Origin of the sequence: Roseiflexus sp. RS-1 (assembly GCF_000016665.1) — a bacterium.
Taxonomy (GTDB): domain Bacteria; phylum Chloroflexota; class Chloroflexia; order Chloroflexales; family Roseiflexaceae; genus Roseiflexus.
Genome location: NC_009523.1, coordinates 457304 through 474159 on the forward strand (window position 1 = coordinate 457304; position 16856 = coordinate 474159).

Genomic DNA, 16856 nt, shown 5'->3' on the forward strand with positions numbered 1-16856 from the left:
AACCTCCTTCTCTGCAATGCGTTCTTACTCGTCGCTCCGCTCGCTGGCATCGAACCTGTCCAATTTTTGGGAGCGCCGCATATATACCTTGATTGCCAGTTCATATTCGTGCAGACAGCATTCACGCCGGGGCGCCGTGCCGTAGCGCCGGGCGCGCACCCGGCGGCACACCGGCACGGGGAGACGATCAATGATGAACACGTCGCCCGCAGTGAACACCTCCTCCAACGCCCCCGGAATCCAGGTCATCCAATCGGCAAGCTGATGGGGCCGACGATTGAAGCGCGAGACGCCGATTCATTCGGACCGAACGCGGCGTCTGTGCATCACCTGGACGGCCCGTTCGTGATGGTCGCCAGAATACCTGATGGCGACGACGGCAATCGTCACAATTCCGAGTTGGGAACCCGCGCCCGCACACCGCTGCGATGCCTCGACTGCTTCATCGTGGTGTCAATCACGGCAAAAAATGTCTGGTCTGGCGACTGCGATCATACCAGAGGTGTCGGCGGGCGTCAATGCGCAATCAAAGTATGGTTTATAACAGATTTGTCAGCGTGGACGATCGTCTGCTTCGCCAGTCGCAACGGGTCGGTATCAAGGTCTGGTTCTGCCCTCGTTCTCGCTACGCAGACTATGTGCAATGGCATCGCCAGTGGCAGGCGCAACTGGAACCTCAGCAGTTCTTCGACGACATCTTCACTCCCCCGCCGCCCCCTGACCAGACTGTTGAGCCCTGACATACACTGTCTTGACAGCGGTTCTGCTTTCGACCTTATCGCCAGACTCAGAGTGTGTGCGGGGGCATCCGCGCTCCTGATGCGTGCGATCCCGATGACTATAGCAATTCTCACAGAGGTTGACCCCATTGGACAGGGGTGAACACTCCTCGGACGACCGCAATGAACATCGCGCACCCCACGCGACGACCGCAATGATGGTTTTTGAACAATTATTCCGCTCTGGCACGCGCAGCGCGTAAACCGTTGCCGCTGCTGACACGCTGTGCTATGATTGAGATGTTGGAAACGCTCCTGGAAGGAGTTCGACGTGATCAGACAGTTCAAGATCATTATTGAGAAGCATTCAGACGGATATGTCGCCTACCCTCTTGGTCTCAAAGGTGTTGGAGCAGGCGAGGGCGACACATACGAAGAAGCGTTGACCGATGTCAAATCTGCTATCGCTTTTCATATCGAAACGTTCGGAGAACACCTGCTTGAGGGTGAATCGCCTGTTCTGGGATCCTGCACGACCTGCTGGTAAGTCCGCGCAGGCAGGCTTTGCTTTGCCCCGTAGAGACAGGGGCTTATGAGTTTCGAGAATTATCGCGGTTCTCAAAGAGGTTGGACCTCCTCGGACGACCGCAATCAACATCGCGCTCCCCACGCGGCGACCGAAATGATGGTTGTTGAGCAATTATTCCGCTCTCGCCCGCGCAGGCGGGCTTCGCCTTGCCTAGCCGAGGGCTTCAGCCTGACGGCTAGCGCGGGAGATCGGATTTAATTCTCAATCTCCATAAGCCCTGGCTGAGATCGGGCAAGCCCTGCGGGCTGGATCAACCCGGCGCCCCTCGGCATAGGGAAGGGTGACGGACACGCCAGCCCCGCAGGGGCTTCCATGCGCTCAGGAAGGGCTTCAGCCCGAACCACGCCCGACGACGGGGACGATGGTTGATGTCTTCTCTCCGACCGCGCCCGACGACGGGGACGATGGTTGATGTCTTCTCTCCGACCGCCATGCATGGCGGTCGCCGCACTGGGGGCGCAAGAGTGGCTGCGCTTGTTCGAGGAGGTTCAACCTCTGTGAGAACTGCTATAATTCTCAATCGCCATTGGCCCGACGGCAAGGGTGAATAACGAAATTTATAGCATTTCTCGCAAAGGTTGAACCCAATAGACGGGGTTGAACATTCCCGGAGTCGCGCACTCCACGCGGTGACCGAAATAAATTTCGGTCTACGTTTTGCCGGAAGCGGGCGTCTCACGCGACACGGCAGAACCGGATAGTGATCAACGTATCTGAGAACTGCTATAAGAGCCTATCCGAATAACCCGGCAGCACGCAAGGCGATCAAGCCACAGGCGAAGAGGTCACAGTTTTTCGGATAGGCTCTAAATGCTCAAGAAAGTATCCACACCTGCGCACTCCTGCACGCCCTCCGTTGAGTCGGCGTATAATCGCGCAAAGCGCGACACATGCTGAACAAGAAAGCACAGGACTTCCATGCCCAACGACCGTTTTCTGATCACCGGCGCACTTGGATGTATCGGCGCGTGGACAGTGCGCAACCTGGTACGTGAAGAGACCCCGGTTGTTGTCTTCGACCTGGCGAGCGATCCACGCCGCCTGAAATTGATCATGTCCGACGACGAACTGGCGCGGGTGACGTTCGTTACCGGCGATATTACCGATCTGGAGGCGCTTGAGCGCGCACTCGACGATCATGCCATTACGCGCGTCATCCATCTGGCAGCGTTGCAGATACCGTTTGTACGTGCCAATCCGCCGCTCGGCGCGCGCGTCAACGTCGTCGGCACGGTCAATGTGTTTGAAGCGGTTGCGCGGCGACGCGACCGGATCGGCAGCCTTGTCTACGCTTCGTCGGCAGCGGTGTACGATGCCGTTGATGCTGGCGAATCCGGCGTCGTCGCCCACGGCGCCGCCGGTCACCCGACAACGCTGTACGGTGTGTTCAAACAAGCCAACGAGGGAACGGCGCGGGTCTACTGGCAGGATGCGCGGGTGGCAAGTATCGGACTGCGCCCGTACATTGTGTACGGTCCGGGACGCGATCAGGGGTTGACATCCAGCCCGACGAAAGCGATGGTCGCGGCTGCGCTCGGCAAGCCGTACCACATTCCGTATGGCGGTCGCGCGGCATACCAGTACGCCGATGATGTGGCGCGCACCTTCATCGCCTGCGCGCGTGCGCCATTTCAGGGCGCGGAGATCTTCAACCTGGGCGGTAGTGTGGCAACGATGGGTGAGATCGTTGCAGCAATCGAGGCGGCAGCGCCGGAGGTGCGCGGGTTGATCACCTTTGATGATAAGCCGCTCCCTTTCCCCGAAGCGTTCGACGCCGCGCCGCTCGAACAGGTGATCGGCGCCCTGCCGTTTACCCCGCTCGCCCAGGCTGTCGCCGATACGATTGCCCTTTTCCGTGAACGGATCGCAGCCGGGGTGATGCCGGACGCAGTCTGATTTCACAGGAGATGATGCTGATGCGACGTCGCACCTTTTTCCAGGTTGCAACTGCTCTGGCAACCTTCGGCATCACCGGTTGCACTGCGCCGGAAGGTGTTCCCGCCGACCGGCTGGCGCGCCTGGCGCGGGGCATTAATATGAGCCACTGGTTCGCCCAGGCGCCCTTCTCCCGCGCAACGCTGCAATCGCGGCACGCCGCCGATGAATTTCGCACGCTGCGCCGCGTCGGTTTGAGCCACGTGCGTCTGCCGCTCGACCCGTATGTGCTCTTCAGTGAACGCAATCCGGCGCGCCTCGACCCCGACCGGCTGCCGCTGCTCGATGCCGCGCTCGATATGATCCTCCGGGCGGACCTGGCGGTGATTGTCGAGTTGCACCCGGAGGATCGCTTCGTTGACCGCCTGGCGACCGACGATACGTTTGTGGCAGCAGTCACGCAATTCTGGCGTGCGCTGGCGAAGCACCTCAGTGCGCGCGATCCGGGGATGATCTTCCTGGAGGCGTTGAACGAAGCCCACTTCGATGACCCGCCGCGCTGGGAAGCGGTGCTGCGTCGCCTGCTCGCCGCCATGCGCGAAGGGGCGCCACGCCACACCTGATCGCCAGCGGCGACGGTTGGGCGAGCATCGATGGGTTGGTGCAACTCACACCGGTTGCGGATCGCAATGTGGTCTACAATTTCCACTTCTACGAGCCGTTCGAGTTCACTCATCAGGGCGCGACGTGGGGGTACGAGATGTGGCGGCACTATCGTGGCGTCCCCTATCCGGTCGATGCGGCGCGAATCTCCACGGCGCTGGCGCTCATCGACAATCCACGCGCACGTGAGGAGATCCGCTTCTACGGTCAGAGCGGATGGGGCGCTGCACGTATTGAGCAGCGTCTCGACCAGGCAGCCGCCTGGGGCGCGCAGCATAACGTGCCGCTGACGTGCAACGAGTTCGGCGTCTATCGCCTGATCACCGATCCGGCGGATCGCATCGCCTGGCTGACCGACGTGCGCACCGCGCTTGAACGACGCCGGATCGGTTGGGCGATGTGGGACTATGCTGGCGGCTTCAGTTTGACGCGCGATGGAATGAACGACCGGGCGCTGGACGATGAGACGCTACGGGCGTTGGGGTTGCAGGCGACCGGAAGTCTGTCGCTGCCGGGGGCGTGAGGGTAACAGGGTAAGGTTAAGAATTATGGCGGTTCTCATAGAGGTTGAATCCAATCAACGAGGTTAAACACTCCCGGAATTGCGCTTTCTACGCTGCGACCGAAATGATGGAGATTGGGAATTATAGCAGTTCTCTCAAAGATTGCTCTGGTTGGACAGGATTGCACACGCCATCGAAAGCAGACGTTTCGTATGGCATCTCTCCGCGTGCTCGGCAGTGAGATTTTGCAGTGGAGTCACTTCTTCCTTGGTGCGGGTTTCAACTCCAGTATCGTTCGAGCGCCTTTCTTTCTCACGTCGATCACTTCGACGCGGGCATCGTTGCCTTCCTGGTAGCGTGACGTATCGTTCCCGGCGATTGTTTCGGCGCGCATAACACCGACCACCTGCTCCGCATCGAAATCTTCTACCTGAATCACCACGGCCTTTTCGCCAACCTCCAGCACTTTGCCGCGAAACACATCTCCCTTTTGGGGAATCTTCTGGTGAATCGATGACGCCCTCGATGTTGCGGGTTGCCCTGGCGAAGCGGTGGAGTCGGTCGGTGCACGCGCAGGATCGTGCCGGGCTTCTGATGACTCCCCGGATGCTGCGGATTGCTCTGGCGACCGGACGGAACCGGCTGATGTGCGAGCGGCATCGCCCTGGGGGGCGGATGGCGCAACCGCCAGCGGAATGTCGAGACCCTGACGTTCGGCTTCAGGAACCTTCTCGTAGTAACGCAGCAAACGGATCGCCCATGCCAGCGTCGCTGTCATATCCTCTGGCGGCAGATTGCGCAAATGGCGCCGGCTCAATTCCAGCAGGTCGCGGTAGTACCCTATCGTCTGATTCGAACGAATGACCACCCGCCCATTCTGCACTATCGCCTGGAGATAGGCAAAATAAGCCTGTCCGTCCCTGTTGATGCGCAGATATGCCAGCGCTTTCTGCGCTTCGTTGTGATCAACCTGCGCATCGCGCAGATCACGCGCCAGCGCCGATGCGCGCTCGATCAAGGTCATCATGGTCAATAACTCCTGTCCGGGCAGCGGCGGTCGTCGCGGGGCCAGCGCAGAATGTCTGCCAGGCGATGCACCTGATCCTCCAACACGAGACCTTCGTTGCGCGCTGCCTGAATCAATGTCTGAATGTCTCCCGCCTGCGCTGCCGGTGGATCAACATCGGCATACCATTGCGTCACGGCGTCTGTCATCTCAACCTGTGGCTCGATCACCTCAATCGTTCCCAGACACGCGGGTTTTCCACCCCCCAGTTTGGGATACCATCGAGGCTCGCCAAGACCCAACGCGATCAGGATCAACCCCAGTTCGCCTGGCGTCAGGTTCTCGAAATCCAGACGGAAGGTAAACGTGCTCTCGACCGGACATACTTCCAGCGGCAGGTCGCCGGACGCCGGTCTGCCGTGCATGTAGAATTTGCGCCCTCTTAACTGCCCTCTTGCGTCCAGATAGACCGGTGCTTTGGGTCGAGGAGCGAACAATTGCGGCGTGCCCTGGATCGTGGTCTGACCTCTGTCGAGTGCAGCGTCGCTGATGCGTATCTGCCCCTGGTACCCAAGCGCGCCAAAGATGCGTTGTGCGACATCCAGATGTTTAGTTTTATCCGATGCTTTGAGATCGCGTGGGAGTTGAGGCGCGCGCGTGATGCTGACTGAAGAAGGAGAAATCGCTTCGACGATGCTGCGCATGCACCCTTTGAGCGACGTTCCCGGAATGACCGGCGTCCCGTTGGCACGGAAATGCGCCTTGATCAACGGATAACGCGGATCGCGACTCTGGGTAAGCAGACCGGAAGCGACGTGCACGGGCGACCGGGCGATCAGACGCGCCCGCAACGTGCCGCTCAGGTGCAGGTAGCGATGATGTCCGACAGGCACCTTGCGCTCGACCTGCGGCGCAAACGGAACGAAATCATACGGTTTGGGGAGCGGTTGCGCACCGCCGCTTCCCCTGTTGCGCTGGCCCTGGCTCATTCTTGCTCCTCCTCTGTCGCCACCCCGGTCAGTCGCATCAGTTGCAACGCGCCCAAAGGCGCACAGTACAGCACGTATTTGAGAGCCGGACGATCACCGCTTTGCAGAATCATCGCCTTTTGCGGGCGACTGATTTCCCACGGCGCGTCTTCGCACGTCAGCGGTCGCGCATCTTCAATGTTCAGGGGCTGTTCGCTCAGGATGAGCACGTCGTAGGAGTCGGCATCCAATCGTTTCCAGCGCACCTCGGCATTGGCAGAGAATGCGTGCCCGAAGTCGCCGCTCACATCGAGCAGAGCAATATCTTCCAGCCTCGTTATCGGACGCAGATTCGCGCGTCCTGCGTCCGGTTGAACGTCCCACAGCGATGCACCGCCAAATGTCCAGCAGGGAATGTTCACGTATGCACGCACCGCATCCCGTACCCGATCGCTGGTCGCGTCGAGCAGGCGGTAGATATAGCCGATTGTGCTCATAATCCAATCTCCCGTTTCCAGGCGGGCATGCATGCCCGCCAGAATGCCTTCACCTGATCGGCGCCCTCGGCGCGCAATTGTACTCCCATGACCTCATCTGCCTGGAAACGCCAGCCTTCCGGCAACGGTGCAACATCGTCGGAAGGGAAATCGTAGGCGCGCCAGGCATCGCCGCCAAATGCGCCCACGCCGCCGAAGTGACCGGCGGGCAGGCGGATGTCTCTGCCGACGAGACGCAGGGCCCCATCTTCCAGGATACACGTCGGATAATGGATTTCCAGCGAGTCAAAGGAAGCCGTGACCCGTCCCAGACCGCGCGATTTGCCGAACCCCAGCGCAATGCGTCCTTCCGCCAGATCGCGCAGCGCCAGCCCCAGCAATCCGAACTGTGCCAGCGTCACATTCTTGAAGTCGATCCGTGTCGGAAACTCGCCTCCGACAACTGTCTCGTAGTTGAACGGACCGACCATGACCGAACCGTACACCCGATCGATTGCCACACCGTTGCGCTCTTCGACGACCACATTGTTGCCATAGGCATCGGCGAAACGCACCCGCCCTGCCAGGGCTGTGTTGCCGAAGAGTTGCGACACGAACGACGAAAGCCGGTAGACTGCGGCAGTGCTGATTTTGTCGCGCAGTTTCTCAATCGCCCGCCCGGAGTTGTAGCGCGTGTCATTGAGTCCTCCGTATTGAGCGCCATCACCGAGTGGATTGTCGGCAAGCGGAATGCGCCGGTACTCCATCCGTATGCCCTCCGCCTCATCGAGCTGACGGCGGCGTTCCTGGCGCTGCTGTTGCAACGCTTCTCCGTCAAGCGTGCGGCAGATGCGCTCGCAATGGGCGCGAATCACGCCTTTCAGCGACGGTCCCGGCAGATAGATGGCGCCAGCCGCGCGCTGTGATCCGCTGCCGTCAGACACCGCATACTTTGTGCGCACGAACTGCATATCGGGCAGGGTTGGATCGCCGCTGCCGGTCTCGCCCGCCTTGATTAGAATCGGACCATCAGGACGGATCGTCAGGCGCAGCGTCCCCTGAAGAAACGTCGCTTTATGCATCGATCATCTCCTTTGCCGTTTCGGGTCGCTCCAGCACAGTACGGAATGCTGCGATCCACTCCTGTTCCTGTTGTGCGCTGACCGGTTCGCCGCCGCCGTTGAGCCACGCCAGCACATCATCGACGCCTGCAACGCCCTCACGCACGGTGATGAAGCGAATCTCCGGCTGCTCCCGGCCGCCGCGCCCGACAAGTTGCACATACCCCAGTCCACGCGAGCGGAATCCGCCGATCTGCGCGTCGCCGCGCAGCCAGGGTTTGAGTGCCGCCAGCAGCATGCCCAGTTGCCAGGCTGCCGCATTTTCCACAACCAGGTCGAAATGGAATCGAACGCCAGCCGGAACGACTTCGTAGTCGTACAGCAATCCCTGTTCAACCGTTTCGGTATCGCGGTTGATGCCGACACCGTTGCGCATCTCGAACTGCCCGAACCAGAGCGTGCGATCAACGCGGGCATCCTTGAAAAAGACCCGTCCGGCGGTCCAGGGCGCGCCGAAGGTCAGGTCGATCAGCGTGGACACGCGCCAGATCGCTTTGCTGAGCGTCATGTCGTCTGAAGACTGCTGCTCTTTCAGTTGACTGATCTGTCGGCGCATGCGCGTTTCGAGTTGATCGAGATCGGACGCCTGATCAGGATGAATGGCGCGTACCACGGCTTCAACCTGGGCGCGTAACGCGCCCTTGAGCGAAGCGCCGGGAATAAAGGGAGCGCCGAGCGCATCGCGCAGCACCGGCAGGTCGGCAGCGATAATCTCCGTCGCGCGTCCCGCGCCGATCCGCAGCGCCGTCAGCGCCAGCAGGTCGCCGCGCACCGTCAGACGGTTGTGCACCGCCGCAAATGAATAGATCGGTTCACGCGACACTGACGACCTCCTTGAGATGATCGAAGCCGTTCGCCTTTTTGGCGTACACGAAGGCGCGATTGATATACCCCAGGTAGAGTTGCATCAGGCGCACCTGAATGCGCGGCTTGAGCGCATCGGCATCGGTGATCCCGATCTGCTTCAGATGGGCGACGACCGTCTCAGTCTCCTGTTTTCCCAGTTCTCCCAGATCGCGGATCACGTGATGGCCGAAGTCCTTCCAGATATTATCATCGCGCCCGATCTGGTAGCGGATAAACCCGGCAGTCACCTCGACCGAGCCAGACTCCATGGCAGCGTCGAGCAGGTTGCGCAACTGACTTTCCTCCATTTTGTCACGCTTCTCGCGCAACTTCATTACAGCCCTGTTTGCGCGACGCACCAGATGGTCGAGTTGCGCGCCGATTGCCTGCTCAAGCGCCAGTTCACGGCGCAATTCTTCACTGCTCTGTTGATCCATGCTTCCCCTCCCAATCGATCAGATGAAAATCATCACAGATGCGGATCTGCCCAAATCCTTCTGCGCGCCGTTCGCCAATGCCATCACGCTCCAGACGTTCCAGCGCAGCATAGTGCTCGTCGGTCAGCGCATGCGCCGTTTCAAAGACGTAGAGACTGCCGTACCGCACCGCGACATGGGTTGTCTTTGGGCGCTGCCAGAGCGCCTGCCATCCCCCGACAATCCGCGTCGTCGTGAAGGAACGCAGGAGCGTTGCCTCGATACCGGTCAGATCGCGGAGCATATCTGCGCTCAGTTCGTGGGTCGGGAGCCACCCATCGCGCAGCAGGATGGCGTCGGAGATCAGGTTGACGGTCAACACCTGACGGTCGCCGGGTTCCCAGAATGAGCCGCCGAGTTGCCGGTAGCGCGCAATCTGTCGTTTGAACTGTTCGGTCAGCGCCTCCACCCGTTCGCGCACCTTCCGGTCTTGAACAGACGGCGCAAGGTCAAGTGTGACGCCGCCAATACCCGTGGTCTGGCGCGCGCCGAGACGACGAACCCGCTCCCTGAGCAGCGCCTTGACCCTCTCCCATGTTTCGGGATCGCCGGAGTCAACCAGCGCCAGACTCCCGATGAAACGGGTCGGCGTCGTCGTATTGGGGATGGTCTCATTGATGGCAAAGAAGGAGTACAACAGGCTATCCTCCGCCGTGCCACGTCGTCGGTTGATGGCTACACGGGTATGGATGCGCTGCGTGACGGTGCGTTTCTCCAGTTTGCCGTCCCTGATCGTATAGAACTGCTGACCAGCCGGTTCCCACGGTCGTCCATCGGCATCAACAGGGGCGTACAGCAATGCTGGCGGACGTTGCCGTTCCCAGCAAACCCGCTGTACCAGCGAGTCGCGCATATGCTGATCGTCGCCTTTGGGATGGATGGCAGTTGCGGGCAAGGGGCGCACCCAGGCATCCCCCTCACGCATCGGGTAGGCGTTGCGACACCGCAACCGACGCAGAAGGTCTGGATCGAACTGACCGGTATGCGCCAGTGTCTGCCCGATAGCGCCAAAGAGCACGGCGCCCGGCACGAACGGCAGGCTTTTACGAAACTGGGTTCCCGGTTTGCTTTCGGGGAAAGCGAGAGGTTCGCGCGCCTCGATGATCAGCATCGTTTCGCTCATTGCCCTTCTCCCCTCTTCACCAGGCTGCGCAGCGCTGCTTCCAGGTCATCGTCGCGCTGCGGCTGACCGTTCACGATCACCTGCATACGGGTTGTCGCCCAACCGAGTCCGCGCGACTTTGCGCCCCCCCAGCGATCAACGGCGCGTAGCGCAGCCCAGAGCAACGCCAGATGCTCAATGTCGGGCAGGGCGCCGACAATTGCCGGTCGGGCGGCGAAGATCATCCCCTCCAGCGCCGTTTCCTGGAACAACAACCGCTCATCATCCGCCGTGCCGCGTCGCCGATTGATCGCCACGCTGGGACGGATATGGCTCAGGCGTTGCTCCGGTCCGATCTGCGACGGTTCACCGAGGACACTGACCAGACTGGCGAAATGGAGTGGTGCGCGATACTGCGGTGAACCAAAAATGCGTCGGATGGCGGTGTCGGCATTGTCGTCAAAGCCACGCGGCACAGGAAGACCGAGCGATCGAGCGATTGCCTCTGCTGCGTGGCGGGTGCGACCCTTAACCTGCGAACCCGGAATGATCGGAAGATTGCGGCTATCGCGCGCGATGACTTTATCGGCGAGCGTGCCGGCGCTCCCGCCGGCGCCAACGCTTACCGGTGTTTCGCTGAGAACTTCGAGAGACACCTCGACATCGATCATGAGCATTCCTCCAGCGTCGCGGGGACCATATCGTACATTTCGGCGAGATCAGACCAGATCGTTTCATAAGCATTTTTGCTTGTCGGCAACCACGGCGGCGCTGTCGAACGTTGCAACGGATCTGTTGATCGCCATGCATTCTCAATGTGCTTCATCAGCATCGTGTGCACCTGTTCGTTCTGACGCACACGGGTATACAGATATTCCATCGTGCTGGCGATCACGCCGGGGGTTGTCTCCATCATACGGCTCAGGCGGTAGAGTTGGGATCGCGGGAAGTTGCCGCGTTTGAGCGCCCGTGTCGTTTCCAGCAAACCGGCAAACTCGTGCCAGGTGTACGGACGTGCGGTGAGACGGCGCGGACCTCTCAGAGCCGGAAAGTCGTCATTGAATGCCGCTGCGCGGAACGCTTCGATAGAGTCGGTGACCATCGTGATTGACTTCAGCACCATGAAATCAATAGCGCCGCCGTAGTAGTGCTGTCCGGCATAGCGTCGCGCCAGTTTCTTGGCTCGCTTGAGCAACTCTTCCACCAGATCGCGCAGGAAGAAGATCGGTGCCGACTCTTGCGCAATAACGATGCCAGCCGATAATCCAATCGAAGGGGTATACGGCTCGATTGTGAACAGGGTCTCGCCAGCATACCGGGTATGGATCGCGTTGGACGCGCATGCGCCAGGCGGCGCCGGGATGCGCTGCGCCAGCGATTGCTCGAACGTGTGCGCAATCCGTTGCGCAACATCAAACGCGCGATCACCGGGGACGATGAGCAGCAGATCGTCGCCGCCGATGGTCAGGATCTCGAAGGGATGCACAACCACTCTGTCCCGTTTGCGGCGTACCTCTACCGGTTGAAGGCAGTGCGCCAATGCGAAGAACACGGCATCTGTAGCGGCATCCGAGAGATGCTCAGACGTTCGACGGAGGTCATCAGGGGTCGAAAGCGTGGCGATCAACCGCCCGACATTATTCCCATCGGCGTAGATCATGCCGATGTAGCGATCCGGTCGAGAAGCCGCGCCAATCTCGCTCAGGTCGCCCGATGGAACAATCTCGCGGTGCTGCTTCAGTGCGCGACCATACGGCGTATTGCTGCCCTTTGCGCCGAGAAAGTCTTCCCATTGCGTTTCCCAGGAGCGACTCCGCAGGTCATCAGGTGCGCGCCAGGCAAAGGTTGATCGAAACCATCCCGTCTGGCGCTCATCATCACGCTTGATCAGTTGACCGACATACCGCTTGCGCGCCGATGGTTCGCTATAGGCGCGCGTTTCGCCAGCAATTGTTCCACCCCACTCTGCAGGACGCACATCGCTGCTGTCACATCGTTCCGCCCACGGCAGCATTGGATAGAGTGGAATGAAACGCAGTCCGCCAGCATAGGCGCGTTCGTCGCGGCGACGGTTGAACATTGTCGCCAGGAGCGTCACCAGTTCGCCGAACTGCTTACGGTTGAAGAATCGGCGCGCTGCCTCGATGTCCGCGTCGTTGAGCGTTCGCCCAGGCAACGCAGCACGAATATCGTCGGCATCGAGTTGCGCAGCCATACTGCCCGGTACCGGCGCATGGTAGTACGCCTCAAGTTCGGCACGCATCTGCGGATCGCGCCATTCACGCAGAAAATCGTCCACCCAAAAATCGAGCGGTCGGCATCCATAGCGCAGTTCGAGCAGCGTGAAGGTTTCGGCGACCGCAACACTGTTGGCAGTAAGGGTCTGGCGGGTGAATTCTTGCTCAATCAGGCTGGCGAGTTCCGCTCCTTTCGCGGCTGGCGCAAAGGCGAGAAAACTGCCGCCGCCAGCATAGATGATCGAAGATGAACCGAGATCGTCACCCAGGTGGTCGCGCCAGATGGCGGCGATGCGCTGATCGTTCACCCATTCGAGCAGCGCGCTCGCGCCACGAATCTCCGGCAGTGCTGGCGCTTCGAAGACATACCCCTTGATTTTTGTTGCGCCGCCGTACACCAGCGCAACCTTCGCGTCCTGCAGGTTGTTCGCATGCAGACCTTGCGTTACAGTGCGGTTGAGTTCCTCCAGCGCCGCGCGCCCTGGCGCCTTCGGCGCTTCCTCGAGTACACGACGCACAATGTCTGTCACCGGATCGACGCGGGCATCCGTGCCATGGGTCAGACATCGTGCCACGGTGTGGGTGAAACGATCTGGATCGGTCATAGTGCGCTGATTGTCCCTCGTTGACTCACATCCCGGAACCGGAAACGTCCGTAGAATATTGGTTGGGGTAGAGACTTACGCGATCAGAATAAACCCTCAACCCGTCACAAATATGACGATTGCCTGTCGCAGATCAAAACGCTTCAAAATGAGCATTTGTCTCAAAAATCTAAAAACGACAAAACGACAATCGATGGGGTATATTGTCACACTCTTGCCACGCTCGCCAGGGTTGCGCCTGTGATCGCCGTGGTTCACAGGTTCCCTTTTTCATCCCTCACGCGGCGCTCGAGGTGCGTCTGTGTCTCTCTACGCTCCAGGCGGGGCGCGCCTTCAACCTTCAGTCCGCCGTGCCCAAACGTGCTCGCTTTGCCGACATGCACCAGACTGCCGAGCGTCAGCAGCGCGCGCAGTTCGGCGCCGACGCCGCGCAGTGTCACCATGCCAACAATGCCTCCCTGGGGCATCGTCTGGCGCTGACGCGTTGATGTGCGCTGGAGATCGAGCCAGCGGATCTGCGCCTGTTCAACGGTGACTGCCTGTGCCGCATCGATCAGGCGCAGGTGATCGACCTGCCACCTGCCACTGCCGTGAAATGTTGACAGGGCATCGATGCGCCACGATGCCGCGCGGATCAGCGCTGGCAGATCAAAAGTTCGCAGGATGTCGCCACGCTCACGAATGCGCAGCGGCGTCTGCAATCGCAGGTGCACCCTGTCGGGCAGCGCCTGCGCGCAGGCGGCGATTGCTGCTGCATCGATAGACGGCAGCGGCTCTGAACTCTTGAGCACCTGCCCGTCCTGATACACGACCACTCCCGTCGGTTGCCAGGGGCGCAGCGCTTCGACCCGCTCCAGCCGGAAGGGCGCGTGATCGCGTCCTAACCCCATTCTGCCGAGTTGCTCGAAACTGAACAGAAAATAGGGAAGGTGCTCCATCCCCCGTCCAATCAGCGTCAACCCAAACTCCAGCGCCTCACCAGCCGCATACTGCGTTCGACCGTCGTCCGGCGGCTCGATGACGAAGGGACGCGGCACATCGCGGAGGTCGTGCAGGTGCGCTATATCGGCGGGATGCGGCGTCTCGAACACCCATCGGTACGGGCATATCAGCGTGACTTCGCATTCGTGCGATCGTCCCCAGCACTCCTGGAGACAGGAGGCGCGCTGGAATGCGTAGCCAAAACCGCCACGCAGCATTGCGCCCTTATACGCGGGCAGGCGGGCGTCGGTGAGGAGGCGGAGCGTGAGACGCAGGCGCAAAACCGGCAGATCGGGCAGGACAAGCGTATCAACAAGAGCAGACATGGCACCTTCCTTTTGACTGGTGTTCTACCTGGAAGACACACGCTTCCTTCCTGTTCTGGCGCAGTTTCGGGCGGGGATGGCGGCAGGACGACGAACTGTTTGCATTATTGTTGAAACGATCCTCGTTTGTCAACATGTGCGCACGGTTGCGTCTTCGCGTGTTGCTGTGGCGGAATGGCAACTCACAGCGTGTCTGGTCGCGCTTCTTTCCGTTGTAAAATCCTGCGGGCGTCTCATCTTATCTGTATTGCAGCAATGCCACTATGCCGAAGGAGTTTCCACCATGGCAACGTTCAACCAACGACGACCGATTGACGCTCCAATCCCTCATCTGCGGCGCGCCTGGCGGACTATCGCCGGGTTGGTCGCCGTGTGCTGCTTCCTTGCGTTGATGCTAGCGACAGCACCGGACGCAGGAGCGAAAACGACCACGCCAACCGCGCGCCCAACTGCCGCCCGACCTTCCCCGACGCCAACCGGCGTGCAGGCGCCATCGCTGCCGGGGAGCGGACTCGAACGCGCAACGGTGACCAACATTGTGGACGGCGACACGATTGATGCGACCCTCAACGGGCGCACGGTGCGTATCCGATTGCTCGGCGTCGATACACCGGAGTCGGTGCATCCCTCACGTCCGGTCGAATGTTTCGGGCGTGAAGCATCGCGGTTCCTCAAAGAACTCCTGGATGGGCAGACGGTGCTGCTCGAATCTGACGCGAGTCAGGGGGATCGCGATCGCTACAACCGGTTGCTGCGTTTTGTCTGGCTGCCCGATGGGCGGTTGATCAACTATGAGATCATCGCGCAGGGATACGGTTTTGAGTATACGTTCAATCTGCCGTACAGGTACCAGGATCAGTTCAAAGCGGCGCAGCGCGCCGCACGCGAAGCGCAGGTCGGTCTCTGGTCGCCGAACGCCTGCAATGGCGAACGAACCCCCGCGGGTGCAGGTGCAACGCCAGCGCCCACCGCTGCCCCCACTGCCGCCCCCACTGCGGCAGCGAGCAACCCGCTCCCGCGGTCGTTCAACAACTGCAAACCCGATCCGAACGCCGCGCGTGCACCAAATGCGCCGGTTGCCATCGTCGAAGTCAACAAGCGCGCAGAAACGGTCACGCTCAAGAATGTGAGCGCTACAACGGTCAACCTGGACGGATGGATCATGTGCAGCATCAAAGGGAGTCAGATTCACCAGGGGATCGGCGGGGCGCTGGAACCAGGCAAGACGCGCACCTTCAAGCATACCGGCGGGAACATCTGGAACGACCGTGAAACCGATCCGGGCGCACTGTACGATCCGCAGGGACGCCTGGTGTCGTACTGGGCGGACAGGTGATCGCCGTGTCTCCTGGCGCACCGGAACAAGGCGCGTCCTCGCACCGCCTGGGAGCGCGGGCATCATGCCCGCATATAGTGATGTGATCCAGCACGGGAGCGCGAGCATCTCCTGGGGTGGCGGAACAAAGCGCGTCCTCGCACTGCCTGGGAGCGCAGGCATCATGAAAATTAAGAATATAAACCGGTATTCGCCCTTGCCGTGGGGCTGATGGTCTTTGAATAAATAATCCGCTATCCGAGACCGACATACTGTAAAAGCTTTGGCGAGCCGGTTGCAAATGACGCGAAGAAGGCATCCAGATGGCTGCGCAACTGATCGAGATCCGTCGCCCAGCGATGCACGCGGGTGACCTCCTGACGCATCCACCGCCACAGCGTCTCGATCGGGTTGCACCACGACGCATCCGTCGGCGCCGGCATCCGTTGGATGGGCCGGCGGACATCTCCAGCCCGGCGCACGGCCCGTCCACTGGGGGTGGCCGGCCCATTGCCAGGACGGGAAAACGCCCAGCGGGTCGTTTGCGGCTCAAGCGCCACCAGGACATCCGGATGACCATGGACCGGCCAATTATCCAGAATGACATCGATGCGCTCAGCCTCAGGATAGGCAGCGCGCCGGTCCGGGAAGCACGGCGCCAGCGTCGCCAGGCCCATCGTCTTCGCCCGCCGGGTGACCACCTGGCCCGTCACGACGTCCAACCTGCCCACGATGCGCAGGTCACCATCGGTCGCCAGACTCCGTTCCGCCCGCACCTGATCGGCGCCCGCCCGCCCATACCCGTTGGCCAGGGTCGGGCGCCGGGTGACCGTGACTTCATCCAGATCCACGGTCACCACCTGGTTGGGGTGCGCGCGGGCATCCTCCACCACGTCCGCACTCTCCTGCAGTTTGGCCTGATCGTGAGGATCAGGGCGAGGCCCATGACTGCGGGCGCGCTGCCAGGTGATGCCCAACCGATCCAGGATGCGGGCGATCCCGCTCAGCGAGGCGTCGCGTCCCCACACCAACGGGCTGCGGATGGCGT

General features: G+C 60.8%; 17 protein-coding genes. 5 read left to right on the forward strand and 12 right to left on the reverse strand.

Annotation, left to right across the window (positions count from 1 at the left end; genetic code table 11):
• Nucleotides 1-24 precede the first annotated feature (24 nt).
• Complete coding sequence (locus tag ROSERS_RS01845) at nucleotides 25-249, reverse strand: hypothetical protein (protein ID WP_011955145.1); 225 nt, start codon at nucleotides 247-249, stop codon at nucleotides 25-27.
• Between the two features lie 804 nt (nucleotides 250-1053).
• On the opposite strand from ROSERS_RS01845, the gene ROSERS_RS01855 reads away from it, so the two are divergent.
• From ROSERS_RS01855 to ROSERS_RS27105, 4 genes are all read left to right on the forward strand, one after another.
• Nucleotides 1054-1266 carry a type II toxin-antitoxin system HicB family antitoxin gene (locus ROSERS_RS01855; RefSeq protein ID WP_041334624.1) on the forward strand — a complete coding sequence of 71 codons (213 nt, stop codon included), beginning with the start codon at nucleotides 1054-1056 and terminating at the stop codon, nucleotides 1264-1266.
• A 960-nt stretch (nucleotides 1267-2226) separates the two neighbouring features.
• Entirely contained in the window at nucleotides 2227-3204 is a 978-nt protein-coding gene (locus ROSERS_RS01860; protein WP_011955148.1) for an NAD-dependent epimerase/dehydratase family protein, read from the forward strand.
• Nucleotides 3205-3224: 20 nt separating this feature from the next.
• On the forward strand, nucleotides 3225-3806 hold the full coding sequence (locus tag ROSERS_RS27100; protein ID WP_198136343.1) for a cellulase family glycosylhydrolase: 582 nt from the start codon (nucleotides 3225-3227) through the stop codon (nucleotides 3804-3806).
• A 38-nt stretch (nucleotides 3807-3844) separates the two neighbouring features.
• Nucleotides 3845-4369 carry a glycoside hydrolase family 5 protein gene (locus tag ROSERS_RS27105; RefSeq protein ID WP_041332751.1) on the forward strand — a complete coding sequence of 175 codons (525 nt, stop codon included), beginning with the start codon at nucleotides 3845-3847 and terminating at the stop codon, nucleotides 4367-4369.
• A gap of 236 nt (nucleotides 4370-4605) precedes the next feature.
• Here the strand turns inward: ROSERS_RS27105 and ROSERS_RS01875 are convergent, their stop codons facing one another.
• From ROSERS_RS01875 to cas6, 10 genes are all read right to left on the reverse strand, one after another.
• A complete protein-coding gene (locus ROSERS_RS01875; RefSeq protein WP_011955149.1) occupies nucleotides 4606-5376 on the reverse strand; it encodes a S1 RNA-binding domain protein in 771 nt (256 codons plus the stop codon).
• A gap of 2 nt (nucleotides 5377-5378) precedes the next feature.
• On the reverse strand, nucleotides 5379-6344 hold the full coding sequence (locus ROSERS_RS01880) for an RAMP superfamily CRISPR-associated protein (RefSeq protein ID WP_011955150.1): 966 nt from the start codon (nucleotides 6342-6344) through the stop codon (nucleotides 5379-5381).
• The gene (locus tag ROSERS_RS01885) at nucleotides 6341-6820 is read right to left on the reverse strand and encodes a hypothetical protein (RefSeq protein WP_011955151.1); all 480 of its coding nucleotides are present in this window, start codon (nucleotides 6818-6820) and stop codon (nucleotides 6341-6343) included. The genes ROSERS_RS01880 and ROSERS_RS01885 overlap by 4 nt, the downstream gene beginning before the upstream one ends.
• Nucleotides 6817-7881, reverse strand: a complete 1065-nt coding sequence (locus ROSERS_RS01890; protein WP_011955152.1) for an RAMP superfamily CRISPR-associated protein — start codon at nucleotides 7879-7881, stop codon at nucleotides 6817-6819. The genes ROSERS_RS01885 and ROSERS_RS01890 overlap by 4 nt, the downstream gene beginning before the upstream one ends.
• Nucleotides 7874-8743 (reverse strand): type III CRISPR-associated RAMP protein Csx7, encoded by an 870-nt coding sequence (gene csx7 / locus ROSERS_RS01895; RefSeq protein ID WP_011955153.1) that lies wholly within the window; start codon nucleotides 8741-8743, stop codon nucleotides 7874-7876. Before csx7 ends, ROSERS_RS01890 begins: the two co-directional genes overlap by 8 nt.
• Nucleotides 8733-9203 (reverse strand): hypothetical protein, encoded by a 471-nt coding sequence (locus ROSERS_RS01900; RefSeq protein ID WP_011955154.1) that lies wholly within the window; start codon nucleotides 9201-9203, stop codon nucleotides 8733-8735. The genes csx7 and ROSERS_RS01900 overlap by 11 nt, the downstream gene beginning before the upstream one ends.
• Nucleotides 9184-10365, reverse strand: a complete 1182-nt coding sequence (locus ROSERS_RS01905) for a type III-B CRISPR module-associated Cmr3 family protein (protein ID WP_011955155.1) — start codon at nucleotides 10363-10365, stop codon at nucleotides 9184-9186. Before ROSERS_RS01905 ends, ROSERS_RS01900 begins: the two co-directional genes overlap by 20 nt.
• A complete protein-coding gene (locus ROSERS_RS01910; RefSeq protein ID WP_011955156.1) occupies nucleotides 10362-11015 on the reverse strand; it encodes an RAMP superfamily CRISPR-associated protein in 654 nt (217 codons plus the stop codon). Before ROSERS_RS01910 ends, ROSERS_RS01905 begins: the two co-directional genes overlap by 4 nt.
• Entirely contained in the window at nucleotides 11012-13186 is a 2175-nt protein-coding gene (locus tag ROSERS_RS01915) for a Cas10/Cmr2 second palm domain-containing protein (protein ID WP_011955157.1), read from the reverse strand. Before ROSERS_RS01915 ends, ROSERS_RS01910 begins: the two co-directional genes overlap by 4 nt.
• A 254-nt stretch (nucleotides 13187-13440) precedes the next feature.
• The gene (gene cas6 / locus ROSERS_RS01920) at nucleotides 13441-14493 is read right to left on the reverse strand and encodes a CRISPR system precrRNA processing endoribonuclease RAMP protein Cas6 (protein ID WP_011955158.1); all 1053 of its coding nucleotides are present in this window, start codon (nucleotides 14491-14493) and stop codon (nucleotides 13441-13443) included.
• Nucleotides 14494-14776: 283 nt separating this feature from the next.
• Between cas6 and ROSERS_RS01925 the strand changes: the two genes are divergently transcribed.
• The gene (locus tag ROSERS_RS01925; protein WP_011955159.1) at nucleotides 14777-15829 is read left to right on the forward strand and encodes a thermonuclease family protein; all 1053 of its coding nucleotides are present in this window, start codon (nucleotides 14777-14779) and stop codon (nucleotides 15827-15829) included.
• Between the two features lie 233 nt (nucleotides 15830-16062).
• Here ROSERS_RS01925 and ROSERS_RS01930 read toward each other — a convergent pair whose 3' ends face one another.
• Complete coding sequence (locus ROSERS_RS01930; RefSeq protein WP_232282744.1) at nucleotides 16063-16836, reverse strand: transposase; 774 nt, start codon at nucleotides 16834-16836, stop codon at nucleotides 16063-16065.
• Nucleotides 16837-16856 lie beyond the last annotated feature (20 nt).